Raw genomic sequence first — 14,690 nt, forward strand, 5'->3', positions numbered from 1 at the left:
CCCGCATCCGATGCTCAGGTGAGGGCGAGGAACTCGATCTCGACGTCTTCGGGCACCCGCTGCCATGCCCATACCTCGTCGATGTCCCCACTGAAGGCGGAGCCTGAGAACGCGCGGCCGATGGCGAAGGAGCCGGTGCTGTCCCAGACAGAGGTGAACGGAAGGGTCTTGATCTCGGTGCGGGCGGGGTCGATGAAGCCGTCGGTGTCCTTGTGGTGCACGTAGAGCTTCATGGCCCCTGCCGGTCCGTCGTAGACGGCGGCGAGATGTACCCACTCGCCGGCGACGACCGGACTCGTGGCGCAGACCCGGGATACCGCAGCGGAGGTCGAATCACTGGCGGCCATCGAGAAGCAGTACTTCTTCTCGGCGCTCTGGTAGCCGAGTTCGAAGATGCTCCGGGTGGTCCCGTGCTGTGAAACCGCGGTGCGGTTCGCGCTGGTGTCGTTGACTCGCACCCAGGCGGCGACAGCGAAGCTGCGCCGCGCGCCGGTCTCCGGATGCAGGCCGGTAGCGAGCACCGGCGCCGCGGTGCTGATGACGCTGCCGCCATTGAATCGCGCCTCGTAGTAGCCCTCCGGATAGGAGGGCGCTAGCAGACCTGTCGGCGTGAAGGTCACACCGTTGCCCGAACTGAGCGTCGGCTCCTCGAATGAGTAGGTCATCGCGCGGGTTCCGGCACCGTTCTCGATGCCCACCGTGGCGTAGGCCCCGGCCTCCAGCTCATCGCCGTCAAGGATGTCGGCGTAGGCGAAGGTTATGTTGCCATCTTCGCTGATCTGTGCCTGGAAGGTGACTCGGGCGCTGAGATCCTCCTCGAAGGCGGCGTTGCGCCACTCGACCACGAACGTGCGGTTGGGCGCGGCTCCCACGGTGGCCGTCCGGACACTCGACGCGGCGTCGAGTTCGAGGGTGGTCCAGAACGGGTACAGACCGAGGTTGAACTCGTCCGGCTCAGGGATGGGACCGTTGAGCCACCCCGGGTCGGACGGCTCAGCGAACATGAGCGCGCCGTTGGTGGAGATCCACGCCTCGTTGTAGGAGCCGCCATAGAAGGGCATGGCGAAAGGCAGCGCGATCTTGGCCAGCTCGTCGTCACCGGTGAGTGCCACGGGATCACTGGCCGGGACAAAGGTTCGAGGACCACTGCTCATGGTGTACTCGGCTGCGGTCTCCGGCAGGAGGCGAGCCTGCTGCCAGCTGACCGCACCCAGAACGGTCCCGTGGTGAGGCTTCGCCACGAGATCGACGTCGTCCTTCGCGTTGCCGTCGAGCTTCCAGTGACCGGCTTCGGGCGCCGGCGAGCAGACTCGGAACTCGTAGCGCGCCTCGCCGAAGCGACCCGCTCCGTCGTAGGCGCGGACGCGGAGTACCCGGAGCAGGTCCTTCTGCGGTTTTACCGTGATCGCCGCGGTCTTCGGCCCGGTGCCTGCCGCGGTGATGGGAGCGCTGAAGGCGCCGCCGTCGAGTGCCCAGGTGAACTGCAGGACGCTCGTCTCGGCGCTGACGTTGAAGGTCGCCTGCACACCGATTCCGCCGCTGCACGTTCCCGACCCGTCGTCCTCGAAGTAGAGGGCCGCGTCGGCCGGTTTGATCGTCGGCACCGCCGGCGCGGTGGAGTCGGTGGAGAACGCGAACCAGCCGGTGTAGTCGGAATAGACGCCCTGCTCGTCCTTGCTGCGGGCTCTCCACCGATAATTGCCGTTGTTGAGCGCCGGCGTGACGCGCCATTTGGCCGGTTGCGCCGGATTGGTGGGGCCGGTCGCGTAACCCGTCTTGGCTCCGGTGGCCACGACCGTTCCGGTGGAGGTCTGCACCTCGAAGTAGACCGTCAGGATCGTGGCTGCGTCCGGGTCGGTCGCGAAGACCGAGAGTTCTGGATCCTTGCGGCCGATGAGGGGATTGCTCGTGCAGTTCAGGTAGCAGTCGGAGATCGCCTGGCCCGTCGGCTTGTTCGGCTTTCGGTTGTAGGTCGCGGTGAGGAAGGTCTTGTTACCCAGGAAACGGGTCCACTGGTAGTCGTCCGACTCGTTCGCGGCCCGCAACCCTACTGCGAAGCGGTTCGAGTTGTTGCTGGCGCCCGCCTGAAGCTTGGTCTTCAGACTGCCGGCGAAGACATTCGCGTCGTCGCCCTTCGGGCAACTCGATTCGTTGGCGCTGAACGTCTTGGTGTCGACGCGCGCCACCCAGTCGCCGTCGGAGTCGTTGTACCAGGTGTAGGAGCCGGGACTCGAGACGTACTGGGTCTGCCACAGTTGGATGCTGGTGCTGCTGCAACTCGCGGTGTGGTCGGCCGTGACGGACATCTCCGCCGAGGTGATGGTGCTGCCCTTCAGCTCCGTGGTGTCGAACTGCAGGTGGGCTCGCCAGACGTTGGACGTCCCCCACTGCCGCCCCACCCGCATCTCGGAGTACTCACCGTAGTAGGAACGGTTCGGACTGTCGTCCATGACGTTCGTGTACCACATCGGCGAGGGCTTCGAGAATGCCGGATCGATAGTCACCGGATAGACGGTGTCCGGCGCGTCGAGCATCTGCCGCAGTGGAGACACCGACAGGTTGCCGGCTGCGACCTCGACCGGCATGGTCTCGATCCGGTGCGGCGACGGCTCCCCGGCCTGCGCCGCCCGCTCCTTCTCGAGCGCGGCCGCTTTTGCCTTCGTCACCTTTCCCAGCGCCAGGTCACGGGGAGAGACCGCGGGCGCGGGCGAGTCCCACATCGTCGCGGCCGTCGAGGCGTAGAAGACGGACGACGCCTCGTCGACCGCCTCGACCCGACCATCAGATCGCTTGCGCAGGGACAGGCCATCGGATTTCACCCGGAACGAAACCCGTCCCAGCCCGGAGTTCCCGGCGGCTTCACGCGACTTGACGACGAGCAACTGACGGTAGGACTCAGCCCCCACCTCGACGCGCAGGTCGACTCCAGGCATCACCTCGGCGTACGTGGCGGAGTTGCCGTCGAGGACCGGCTCCGGCAGCGGGCCGCCGGGCCAGTACAACGAGTACCGCTTGCCGGGGCGACCGAAGCTGAGCAACGCGCCGTCCCCGCCGCCGGACAGTTCAATCGGCTCCACGACGGCGCGGGCGGTCACACCGCCGTCGGGTCCGCGCTGCAGTGTGGTGTCGATGTCCAGCCAGTGCGCCCCTCGACGGACGCGCTGCGGCACGGGTGAGATGACCGAGGTCAGGGAGCCGTCCGGATTCGCGAAGGTCTGCGACCGCTCCGATCGCCGGGAGACCACCTCCACCCGCTCTCGGCACGTCCGGGCGACTGACAGCGCGTCCGTCTCGGCCGGAGCTTCCGCACGACACTCAGATGCTGACGCTGCTGCGGCATGACCTGCTGGTACCGAGATCGGGAGTAGCACCAAGGCCAGGATAGGAATCAGACGGCGGAAGAGCGGACGCGGCATGGCGCCTCCTGACAGGGCGTCGGTAAGTTCGCAGAACTTAGCAACGAGCCAGCCCGCTGTGGGGGCAGTTGATCTTCGCCCAGCCCCCAGCAGTCGTCGATTGTGGATCGTGCTGCTGTGGACGTCTCGCGTCAACCGCCCAACGGCCGCCTGCGTGGCAGCCGGAAACACTGGCAACAAGGTCGATGCTGACAACTCTTCGGATCGGGCTGGTGCTAAAGATCGTTATCGATTGGATACCGGGTCCGGCCGGTGTCCGTGCGGGCATAGTCGCGGAACGGCTCCACAGATGCGCTGGTCAGGTAGTCGGGGACGTCGCGTAGGTCCCGGTCGGTGACAACGTCGAGGAAACCAACTTCGCGCATCTGCGCTTCGATGTCGTTCAGCGGGACTCCCACGGAGGTTCGACAGGACAGCCGCCTCCGTCGGCACCACCCGGCGATGCGCGACCAGGATCCAGACAGCCTCGCCGGCCACCTGCGGCTCAACAACATGATCATCTTGTGCGACCACGACGCCTGGTCCATCGAAACTGACACAGCGGTCTTCCCGCTCACCGCCCCGATGAGCGTCCTGACCCGCACAGCGAAGATCCCCGCCCAACGGGACGGGGATCGCTCGAAACGCGAAGAGAAATCACGCTTCGTGGGGAAACAATGTGTCCGAGGGGGGACTTGAACCCCCACGCCCTTTACGGGCACTAGCACCTCAAGCTAGCGCGTCTGCCATTCCGCCACCCGGACCTACTCGTTCAGCCTACCCTGTCGGCCTGGGCGGCTTCACCACCCGTCGACCGCCCCGGAGGGCCGCACGGGGCATTACTGTACACGGCGACGATGGATCATGCACATCGCCTTCCCGCCTACCCGTTTTCCCAGTTCAGGGGGCTGAAGACCCCGGAGGCGGCAGGCCAATTCCGATCATGATCGGCAGGGCGGGTGGCGTCGGGCCACCCTCTGCGGGCAGCATGACTGACGTGTCACAGCCCTCACCCCTAGCCGCCCTCCAGCATCGGGCGCTGGCCCAGCGCGCCGCCGGTGACATCTCCGGCGCGCGTCGGCTGCTGTCCGACGCGCTCGGACCGATCCGGGCCAGCTACGGCGAGGACCATCCGGAGGTGCTGCGCGTCGCGCACCTCCTGGCCCGCCTGCACCGTGAGGCCGACGACCCGGCCGCCGCGCGGCGCGTACTGGAGGAATGCCTCGCGGCCGGCGAGCGCCGGTGGCATCCCGCCGACCCGCTGATGCTCGCGCTCTCCCTCGACCTCGCCTCGGTCTCCGAGGAGCTGGGCAACCGGCACGAGGCCCGCCGCCACTACTCCCGCATCGCCGACGCCGGGCCCGCCGTGCTCGGCGCGGACCACCCGGCGGTACGCGAGGCGCGGCAATACCTCGGCGCCGCCGCGCCCGGGGCGGCCCCCATTCCTCAGCACAACCCATCCGCCGCCCAGCCCCACCCGACGGCCCCTCAGCCCAGCCAGACGGCCCTCCGGCACGGCCCGCCTACCGTCCAGCCTGGTCCGCCGAAGCTCGACGGTCCGACCATTTCCCTCGCACCGGTGCCGATGCCCCCGCCGCAGCGGCAGGGGCAGGCCCCCGCGCCCCGGCCGGGTGCGACGCCGCCCCCGCCCCCGATGTCCGCCCCACCCCGGCAGGTGCCAACTCCACCGTCGGTCCCGGCAACGCCGCATCACCTTCCGGCTCCGCCCCAGATTCCGGCGCCGCCCCAGCAGTTCCCGCCGCGCATCCCACCTCCGCCCCGGGCTCCGGCCCCGCCGACCGCGCCGCCGCCGACCCAGGCCCATGCAGCAGCACCGGCACCGGCACCGGCACAACGTCGTCCCGAGCCGCCCCTTGCACCGGGATCGCGGGGGCACGCGCCCGCGCCCCCGCTCCCCCCTCCCCCGCCCACCACGCCGGTTGGCGGGCTGGCCCAGCAGGCGGGCTCCTCGTGGGCACCGGCCCAGATCGCCGCGCCGCCGGCGTCCCGAGCCCCGGTTCCCCCACCGTCGGTCCCCACCGCCCAGCCCGGGCCGCCGCATCAGACCCGCCCGCCGACGCCGGCCGAGCCGTCTCCGCGTACCGGACCGGTCACACCACCCCAGCCGCCGGCACCCCCCGGGGTGCCGCGGCCCGCGTCGAGCGGCGCCCAGCCCACATCCGCCCCACCGGCACCCGCACCGGCCGTGCCGCAGGCCGTGCCCGCACCGCGCCCGCCCGTTGGGCCGGCACCGCAGCCGACACCGCCGCCCGTCCCGGCGCCGGGTTGGGACAAGCCGACCATTCAGGTACGGCAGATCGACGCCCTGTTGCGGGAGGAGGCCGCCCGAGCGACCGGTACGCGGGCCGGGCCGGTCAGCGGCGGCCCGACGGCCACGGTGAGCGGTGCTCCGTCAGAGGCCGGCGCCCCGGTCAGCGCACCGCCCGCGAGCGGGCCCCCGGCGGTCCCGGTCAGTGCGCCTCCCACGCCCGCACGACCGGTCAGCGGCACACCGGTCAGTGGGCCACCGGTCAGTGGGCCACCGGTCAGCGGGCCACCGGTCAGTGCACCGCCCGTGGGCGGGCCACCGGTGGGCGCCACACCGTTCACGACTCCGCCCGTGAGCCGCCCGCCGGTGAGCGGAGCACCGATCAGCGGGACGCCGTACAGCACACCGCCCGTGAGCGGCACGCCGGTCAGCGTGCCGCCCGTGAGCGGCACGCCGGTCAGCGTGCCGCCCGTGAGCGGCATGCCCTTCAGCGCTCCGCCGGTCAGCGCCGCGCCGTTCAGCGCCCCGCCGGTCAGCGGGCCGCCGGTCAGCGGGCCGCCGGTCAGCGGGCCGCCGGTCAGCGGGCCGCCGGTCAGCGGGCCGCCGGTCAGCGGGCCGCCGGTGCCGCCCTGGGGCATTACGGCGCCGCCGTGGAGCAGCGTCGCGCCGCCGCAGCCGCTGGCACCGGCCGTCGACCCGGCCCCGCGAGACGGGGCCGACCGTCCCGCCGAGGAGCCGGTCGCGCCGTACGCCGGCTGGGAGCCGGAGATTGCTCCTGCGCCGGCACCACCGCCGCGGTCACCCGGTCCGGAGCCGTCGGTGCCGCGGCTCGACGCATCCGCCGACGCGCCGTTCCCGGTCCCACCGCCTCCGTTCCCGGTCCCACCACCACCGGCCCCGGTCCCACCGCCACCGCCACCGCCACCGCCTCGGGACCACCGCTCCGACGCGACCGAGCGGGGACCGGCCACGCCGGACTGGGCGGAGCAGCAGGCGGCCGCACACGGGCCGGCGGGGCAGGGACAGGAGGGACAGGGGCAGGGACAGGAAGGACAGGAGCAGGCCTGGCACGCGCGGGACGGCTGGCGGGCCGACGACGACTACCCCTCGCCGCCGGATGCCTGGCAGACGACGTACCAGGAGGAGCGGACCGGGCGCCGCCGGACGGTGGTCCTGGTCGCGGTGGTGGCGCTGGTGGCCCTGGCGATCGTGGTCGGCGTCGCGGTGCTGATGTTCGGTCGCGATGAGGCCCCTCCCCCGGGCGCGACACCGGCGTCGGCATCGGCGGGTCCGAAGGTGAGCGGGCCTCCGCCGGGTGACCTGAAGCTGCGCGACGACAGCAGCACGATCAGCCTCACCTGGACGGACCCGTCCTCCGGCGCGGTGCCGTTCATGGTGGCCGGCGGGCGGACCGGGCAGAAGCTGGGCGTGCTGGCCACCGTGGACCCGGGGCAGACCAGCTACACGGTCAACGGCCTCAACTCGCGGGTGGACTACTGCTTCACCGTGCTGGCGGTCTACTCCACCGACACCTTCGCCACGTCCGGGCAGGTCTGCACCGCGCGGGGTCCGGCCCCGACGCCGAGCTGACCGGTCGTCCACACCGCACACGCTGGGTGTCCACAGCCGGACCGTGCGGGTTTCCCCTGCCTCAGGGTGGCCATATGATGGCACCCGGCTCAGGGGAGGGTCGCCGGTCTCCGGCGCGCCGACCGGCATGACGACACGGGGAGGCAGCCGCTTGTGGCCACCAACGACGACGCCGTGAGCACCGGGCCGGAGATCCCCGCTCGCCGTTCCCGCTGGCGCGGCGGCCTGGTCACCGTCGGCACGGTGGGCGCGCTGCTGGCCGCGATGGGACTCACCGTCCTCGGGCTGGGCGCCGCCGACAACGCGGTGGCCAACTACGACGCCAGCAGCTGGCTGTGGAGCGCGGCGCGCAGTGAGATGGCCCGGGTCAACGGCATCACCGCTCGGGTGGACACCCGGGTGGAGGTCCCCAACGCCCGCCGGCATCCGATGCAGGTCATCCAGACCGACCGGCTGTTGGTCCTGCGTGACCTGAACACGGGACAGGTCAACTCGCTGGACCTGGCCACCCTCCAGATCACCGCCACCACCCGGACCACCCCCGGCCTGGGCGTCAACGTCGCGCTGCACGAGGACGCCGCGTTCGTGGTGGACGCCGTGCAGGGCATCGTCCGGCAGCTCGACCCGCGTTCGCTGGCCCCGGTGGGTGAGCCGGTGCGCTATCCCCCGGGCATCACCGGCGGGGCGTTCGACGGGGAGGGCCGGCTCTGGATCGCCGTCCCGGCCGAGGGCACCGTCTCGGCGGTCACGGCGGCGGAGCTGCCGTCCGAGCCGGGCTCGGCCGCGCCGGCTGACGCCGGTGTCAGCCCGAAGAAGGTCGAGACGTACGAGATCGCCGAGCCCAGCCACGAGCTGATCGTCTCCACGCTCGACGACGGGGTGGCGGTGCTCGACCGTACGTCGGGCGAGCTGGTGCGGGTGCAGCGCGGCGAGGTCAGCCGGACGCCGCCGCTGACGATCGCCGGGCCGGGTGCCCTGCCGGCGCGGACCAGCGGGCCGAAGGTGCCGGTGACCGTTCCCGGTGACCGGACGGTGCACGTGGTCGGCGCGGGCGGCGAGGAGCGCGCGTTCACCGTGCCGGGCCGGGGTGACGGGCTCAGCCCGGCCGTGGCCTGGGCCGACCGCTACTACTGCGCCGACGAGACCACCGGCACCGTGTACTCCTTCGACGCCAACGGCCAACTCGTCGACACGATCGGCGGCAAGGGCTCGACGGGCCCGCTTGAGCTGGAGGTGCGGGAGAACCGCCTGTTCATCAACGCGCCGGACTCGTCGACCGCCCGGGTGGTCGACGACAAGCACCAGGTGCGCGAGGTCGACAAGTACGCCAACGACGTGCTCGGCGGCGACCCGCCGCCGGTGCCCCCGCCGCCGCCCCCGCCGAAGAAGCCGAAGGTGGGCAAGCCGAGCGCGCCGCGCAGCGTCACCGCGTCGGCCGGCAACGCGCAGGCCCGGGTGAGCTGGCGGCCGGCCGCCGCGAACGGCGCGGAGATCATCCGGTACGTGGTGGAGGGCGCCGGCCAGCGCCGGGAGGTGGGGGCCAACCAGCGGTCGGTGGAGGTCACCGGCCTGACCAACGGCGAGACGTACCGGTTCTCGGTGCACGCGGTGAACGCCAAGGGCGACGGCCCGGCCCGGACCAGCAACCCGGTCACCCCGACCGCGGCCGTGCCGGACCCGCCGGCCAGCGTCACGGCCGAGGCCCGGCCGGACGGCACGGTGCTGGTCAGATGGCCGGCCGCCAACGGCCAGGGCAACACCATCGCGAAGTACGCGGTGACGGCCGCCTCGGCCGGCGCGAACGCCCCGGCGGGCGAGTCGGCGAAGACGGAGCTGGTGGTGCCGGCCGGCGAGCTGGAGTACGGCACGCAGTACGCGTTCACCGTCGTCGCGGTCAACGACCGGGGCGCCGGGTCGACGGCGTCCCCGGTGAGCAACAGCGTGGTGCCGTTCGCGGCGCCCGGCCAGCCGGTTGACCTGCGGGCGTCGACGGTGGCGGACCAGCCGGGCACCGTCGCGGTGCAGTGGTCCCCGGCGTTGGCCAACGGCCGGCCGGTGACGAAGTACCTGGTGGACGTGGGCGGCCGGGCCAGCGAGGTGACCGACACCCGGGCCACCGTGAACGGCCTGGGCGACGGGCAGAACGTCACCGTGAAGGTGAAGGCCGTCAACGAGGCCGGCCCGGGCCCGGAGGCCACCGCCACCGCGCGTACGGTCGCCCAGCCCCGGATCACCGTCACCGGCTCGTCGGCGACGGCCACGGCGGTCACGGTCACCTTCACCGTGGACGCCGGGGGCGGGAAGGCGAACTGCACGGTCAGCGTCCCGGGCGAGGCGCCGGTGCAGGCGAGGAACTGCGCCAGCGCCACCGTGTCGGGCCTGACGCCGGGCACGAAGTACACGGCCACGGTGACGGCGAGCAACGCCGCCGGCAAGGGCACCGTGACCCGCGCGCAGGAGACCGATGCGCTGTACGGGATCGCGACCTGCAACAACGGGCCCGACGACGACCAGCGGACGTACTGCGACAGGGAGGTCGACGGCCGCAACGGCAACGAGGTCTTCCGGGTCACCCGGCAGGACAACGACCAGCAGGCCGGCTGGGCCAAGCCGGGCCGGCGGCTGAAGGCGTACTGCCGTAAGCAGGGCGAGAACGTCGACTCCTGGATCTACAACAACCAGAAGCAGAGCACCTGGTGGGTGCAGGTCGAGTTCGGCGGGAAGAACTACATCCCGTGGGCCTGGCTCAACCTCGAGGGCGGGGACAACATCAACGTCCTGCCCACCTGCTGACCGCTCCATCAGGCAAGGAGCACCACCGTGAACGCCAACGAACCGCTCACCCAGCCGGAGGTGCAGGGCTTCGCCGCCCTCGCCGCCCGGCTGGCGGAGAACGTCAACTCGGTGGTGCTGGGCAAGCCGCAGGTGGTCCGGCTCGCGTTGACGGCGCTGTTCGCGCAGGGGCACGTGCTGCTGGAGGACGTGCCGGGGGTCGGCAAGACCACCCTGGCCCGGGCGATCGCCGCCACCGTCAAGGGGCGGTGGCGGCGCATCCAGTTCACCCCGGATCTGCTGCCCTCGGACGTGTCCGGGGTGACCATCTTCAACCAGGCCACCCGGGGCTTCGAGTTCCACCCGGGGCCGGTGTTCGCCAACATCGTCATCGCCGACGAGATCAACCGGGCGTCGCCGAAGACCCAGTCGGCACTGCTTGAGGTCATGGAGGAGCGCACGGTAACCGTGGATGGGGTCCGGCACCCGGTGCCGCAGCCGTTCCTGGTGGTGGCGACGCAGAACCCGGTGGAGATGGACGGCACGTACCGGCTGCCGGAGGCGCAGCTCGACCGGTTCCTGGTGAAGCTCTCCGTCGGCTACCCGGACGAGGCGGTCGAGGTGGAGGTGCTGCGCGGGGCGACGGTCCGCTCCCCCGAGGCGCTGTCGGCGATCGCCGACACCGACACCGTCGGGGAGATGGTGCAGATGGCCCGGCGGGTGCACATCGCCGAGCCGCTGTACGCGTACGCGGTCCGGCTGGCCGCCGCGACCCGCAGCCACCCGCAGGTGCGGGTGGGGGTGAGCCCCCGGGGGGTGATCGCGCTGACCCGGGCGGCGTGCGCGTACGCGCTGATCGACGGGCGGGGCTGGATCATGCCGGAGGACCTCAAGGCGCTGACCGAGCCGGTGTTCGCGCACCGGCTGCTGCTCAGCTCGGACGCGCAGGTGCGCGGCGTGACCCCCGCCGAGGTGCTGCGCCAGGCGGTCGCCTCGGTGCCGGTGCCGCTGCCGTCGGGGCAGGTCGCCCCGGCCCGGGTTCAGGGCTGAGGCGGGCCGTACGGACGTGGGGATCACCGCCCGGGGCGCCGGGCTGCTCGTGGCCGCCGTGGCGCTGCTGGTCGCCGGGTTCCGGTTCGCGTACCCGGAGTTGACGCTGCTCGGCGCGGCGGCGGCGGTCGCGGTGGGGTACGCCCTGCTGGTGGCGCTGTGGCGGCCCCGGCTGGAGGTGACCCGGCAGGCGGACCCGGACCGGGTGTCCCGGGGCGAGCCGGCGCGGATGGTGCTGACGGTGCGCAACTCGGGGCGGCTGCGGGCGGCGAACCTGCTGGCCGAGGACCGCTGCGGCGAGCGGGCGGTGCCGGTGCCGGTGCTGCGGCTGCGCCCCGGTCGGGACACCACGATCAGCTACGACGTGCCGACCGACCGGCGGGGCGTGGTGCCGGTCGGGCCGCTACGGGTGACCCGGCGCGACCCGCTGGGGCTGGTGGCGCTGGCCCGCCCGTACTCGGACACGGTGCCCGTGTGGGTGCACCCGCGCATCTACCCGCTGGCGGCGGTGCCGAGGGGGGCTGGTCGCAGCCTCGACGGCCGGGTGGACGGGGTGCCGCACGGGTCGATCACGTTCGACTCGTTGCGGGAGTACGTGGTCGGCGACGAGTTGCGCCGGGTGCACTGGCGCACCAGCGCCCGGGTCGGTGAGCTGATGGTGCGGGAGAACGTGGACACCAGCCTGCCCCGGATCGTGGTGCTGCTGGACGACCGGGCCGCCGCCCACCCCGATCCGGAGTCGTTCGAGGCGGCCTGCGAGGCGGCGGCATCGGTGGTCGCGGCGGCGCTGCGCGCCGACCTGCCGGTAACGCTGCTGCTGGTGGCCCCGGAGCAGCCCACCGACGACGGACAGTCGGCGTCGGCCGGGGACCGGTGGGTCGCCCGGGTGGTGGGCCGGCTGCGGGCACGTCCCGCCGCGCCGCCGGCCACCACGGTGGCGAGCCGGGCGGCCGAGGCCGCGACCCCGCCGCTGGACCGGCTCGCCGCGGTCCGGCTGGATCCGGGGGACGCCGGTGCGGCGCTGGGCGCGGTGACGGCCCGGCTGCGTCAGCAGCGCCTCGGCGACACGCTGGTCTTCCTCACCGGGCCGGGCGGCCGGGGCGACCTGGGGCACCTCGGCGCGTTGCGCGGGGCGTACCCGTCGGTGGTGGTGGGGGTGTTCGGGGCGGCGGAGCCGACGCCGGCCGGCGCGACCGGGATCGTGGTCGTCGACGCGGCCGACGGGGCCGCGTTCGCGGCCGAGTGGGACGGGGTCCGCCGGTGGTGAGGGCGCTTCGGGCGGTGCCGCTGCCGCTTGCGCTGATCGCGATGGTCGCGCTGACCGGGGTGGTGCTGGGCCGGGTGTACGCCGGGGGCCTGCTGCCCCGGCTGGTGATCGTCGCGGCGGTGGGCTCGGTGCTGGTCAGCGTGGCCGCCCGGCGGCTGCCGTCCTGGCTGGTCGCCCCGCTGTCGGTGGCCGGCCTGGCCGGGTTCACGGCGTGGTCGCTGCGGCTGTCCGCCGACGCGGCCGGGCTGTCGGGCTCGCTGGCCGAGGTGACGGCGGACGCGGCGCGCAACGGCATCCCCCGGCTGTTGACCGCGATGATCCCGGTCGAGCCGACCCCGGACACGGTGCTGGTGCCGCTGGTCGCGGCGTGGCTGGCCGGGCTGGCCGGCGCGGAGGTGGCGCTGCGGGCCGGCCGGGTGCTGCTGGGCTGTCTCCCCCCGGCGCTGCTCTACGCCGGCGCGCTGTACGTGGTCGGGCCGAACGCGGACCCGGCGATCTGGCCGACGGTGGCGTTCGCGGCGGTCGCCGCGGTCGGGCTGGCCGCGCCGTCCCGAGGGCCGGGTCCGTCGGGCCCGGACCCGACCGCCGGCCTGGCCCCGGGGGTACGGGCGGCGGTGCGGGTACGCCTCGCCGCCACTACCGCCGCCGGGCTGGTCGTGGTGGTGGGACTGGCCGCCCTGCTCGGCCCGGTGGTGGCGGGCCGGGTCGACGACCGACCGGTGGACCCGCGCCGGTACGTGGAGCCGCCGCAGGTGGAGTCCCTGGACGAGAACCCGCTGATCCGCATCTCGGGCTGGGCGTTGAACCCGCAGCAGAAGCTGCTGGACGTGACGACGCGCCGCCCCGGTGCCCCGGCCGACGCCCCGTCACCGGTGCCGACCCCCGCCGGGCCGGACAGCGGTGACGGGGGCCGGTCGGTGCGGATCCGGCTCGCGGTGCTCAGCGACTACGACGGGGTGACCTGGCGGGTCGGGGCGACGTACCGCAACGCCGGGCGGATCCTGCCGGCAGCCGAGCCCGCCCCCGGGGCCACGGTGGAGACGGTCCGGCAGGAGATCACCGTGGCGGACCTGAGCGGGCGGTTACTGCCTGCGGTGGCCACCCCGCGCGAGGTCAGCGGCGCCCGGGTGGCGTACGACCCGCAGACCGGGACGCTGATCCGGCCGGAGGGGCTGACGCCGGGGCTGCGGTACACGGTCACCTCGGCGGCGGAGCGGCCGGACGACAACCTCCTCGGCATGGCGGACGTGCCGGCCGGGGAGGAGGTGGCCCGGGTGCTGCGGGTGGCCGACGGGGTGCCGGACCCGGTGCGTCGGCTCGCCGCCCAGCTCGCCGAGGACAACGGCGCACCGTACGCGCGGGCGGCGGCGATCGAGCAGTTCCTCGCCGAGCACTACCGGATGGTAGCGGACGCGCCGAGCGGGCACGCGTATCCGAATTTGGGCTTCTTCCTCTTCGGACCGCGCAACGCGGGCGGCCAGCGGGGCACCTCCGAGCAGTTCGCGGCGGCGTTCGCCCTGCTGGGCCGGTTGACCGGGCTGCCGACCCGGGTGGTGGTGGGCTTCCGTGCCACCGGTGACGGGCCGGTCCGGGCCGGCGACGCGTACGCCTGGCCGGAGGTGCTCTTCGAGGGCCTCGGCTGGGTGCCGTTCGACCCGCTGCCCCGTCCGGACGACGAGCCGCGCCCGGTGGAGGAGGACTTCCGCCCCACGCCGGAGGACCCGCCGCCGTCGGAGGTGCCGGAGCCGACGCTGGAGCCGACCGCCACCCCGCCGGCGCAGGCCCCGCCGGGCGGGCCGGTCGACTCGGGCGGGCTGTCGACGCCGGTGCTGGTCGGCGGAGGGACGGGCGGCCTGCTGATCGTCGTCGGGGCGGTGCTGGCGGTGCTGGTCGCGTTGCGCCGGGCGCGGTCCCGGGCCCGGCTGTCCACGGGCGACCCCGGCCGGCGGATAGCCGGCGCCTGGCGGGAGCTGACCGACGCGCTGCGGCTGGCCGGCCGGCCGGTGGGCGGGGACCTCGCCGCCACGGAGGTCGCCGAGCGGGCCCGCGCCGCCCTGGCCGAGGCCCGCGCGGGCCGTCCCCGACCCGATGCCGACACCGGGGCGGGCCGGACCGACGCCGGACCGACGCCCGACCCGACGCCCTCCGTGGACGAGCTGGCCGTCCTGCTCAACCAGGTCGCCTTCGCCCCGGGCAGTGCCAGCGAGGCGCAGGCCGACCGGGCGGCGGCCGTGGCAACGGACTACACCACGGCGCTACGCGCCGCCCGCCCCCGCTGGCGCCGCCTACTCTGGTCAACCCACCCCGGCCCCCTCCACTGGCCCCACTGACCCCGACCGGCAGGAGC

8 protein-coding genes, 1 tRNA gene and 1 pseudogene are annotated in these 14,690 nt (G+C 73.4%); 6 read left to right on the forward strand and 4 right to left on the reverse strand.

The window, feature by feature from the left end; translation table 11 throughout:
* Positions 1-14: 14 nt before the first annotated feature.
* The 3 genes from ACQPZO_RS20105 to ACQPZO_RS20115 form a co-directional block, all read right to left on the reverse strand.
* Positions 15-3,251 carry a LamG-like jellyroll fold domain-containing protein gene (locus ACQPZO_RS20105; RefSeq protein WP_433343083.1) on the reverse strand — a complete coding sequence of 1,079 codons (3,237 nt, stop codon included), beginning with the start codon at positions 3,249-3,251 and terminating at the stop codon, positions 15-17.
* A 380-nt stretch (positions 3,252-3,631) separates the two neighbouring features.
* Positions 3,632-3,814: a hypothetical protein gene (locus ACQPZO_RS20110; RefSeq protein WP_433343084.1), complete on the reverse strand. Its 183-nt coding sequence runs from the start codon at positions 3,812-3,814 to the stop codon at positions 3,632-3,634.
* A 261-nt stretch (positions 3,815-4,075) separates the two neighbouring features.
* Positions 4,076-4,159 (reverse strand) — tRNA-Leu (locus ACQPZO_RS20115).
* Between the two features lie 224 nt (positions 4,160-4,383).
* On the opposite strand from ACQPZO_RS20115, the pseudogene ACQPZO_RS20120 reads away from it, so the two are divergent.
* Positions 4,384-4,566 (forward strand): annotated as a pseudogene (locus ACQPZO_RS20120) (hypothetical protein); the annotation flags it as partial.
* Between the two features lie 1,133 nt (positions 4,567-5,699).
* On the opposite strand, the gene ACQPZO_RS20125 reads toward ACQPZO_RS20120, so the two are convergent.
* Entirely contained in the window at positions 5,700-6,302 is a 603-nt protein-coding gene (locus tag ACQPZO_RS20125) for a hypothetical protein (RefSeq protein WP_433351397.1), read from the reverse strand.
* Between the two features lie 181 nt (positions 6,303-6,483).
* Between ACQPZO_RS20125 and ACQPZO_RS20130 the strand changes: the two genes are divergently transcribed.
* From ACQPZO_RS20130 to ACQPZO_RS20150, 5 genes are all read left to right on the forward strand, one after another.
* The gene (locus ACQPZO_RS20130) at positions 6,484-7,254 is read left to right on the forward strand and encodes a fibronectin type III domain-containing protein (protein ID WP_433351103.1); all 771 of its coding nucleotides are present in this window, start codon (positions 6,484-6,486) and stop codon (positions 7,252-7,254) included.
* A gap of 153 nt (positions 7,255-7,407) precedes the next feature.
* Positions 7,408-10,047 (forward strand): fibronectin type III domain-containing protein, encoded by a 2,640-nt coding sequence (locus ACQPZO_RS20135; RefSeq protein ID WP_433343085.1) that lies wholly within the window; start codon positions 7,408-7,410, stop codon positions 10,045-10,047.
* A gap of 27 nt (positions 10,048-10,074) precedes the next feature.
* Positions 10,075-11,076 (forward strand): AAA family ATPase, encoded by a 1,002-nt coding sequence (locus tag ACQPZO_RS20140; protein WP_433343087.1) that lies wholly within the window; start codon positions 10,075-10,077, stop codon positions 11,074-11,076.
* A 16-nt stretch (positions 11,077-11,092) separates the two neighbouring features.
* On the forward strand, positions 11,093-12,343 hold the full coding sequence (locus ACQPZO_RS20145; RefSeq protein ID WP_433343088.1) for a DUF58 domain-containing protein: 1,251 nt from the start codon (positions 11,093-11,095) through the stop codon (positions 12,341-12,343).
* 41 nt (positions 12,344-12,384) lie between these two features.
* The gene (locus tag ACQPZO_RS20150) at positions 12,385-14,673 is read left to right on the forward strand and encodes a transglutaminaseTgpA domain-containing protein (protein WP_433351105.1); all 2,289 of its coding nucleotides are present in this window, start codon (positions 12,385-12,387) and stop codon (positions 14,671-14,673) included.
* Positions 14,674-14,690 lie beyond the last annotated feature (17 nt).

The sequence above is a fragment of the Micromonospora sp. CA-111912 genome (genome assembly GCF_050948415.1).
Lineage (GTDB): Bacteria > Actinomycetota > Actinomycetes > Mycobacteriales > Micromonosporaceae > Micromonospora.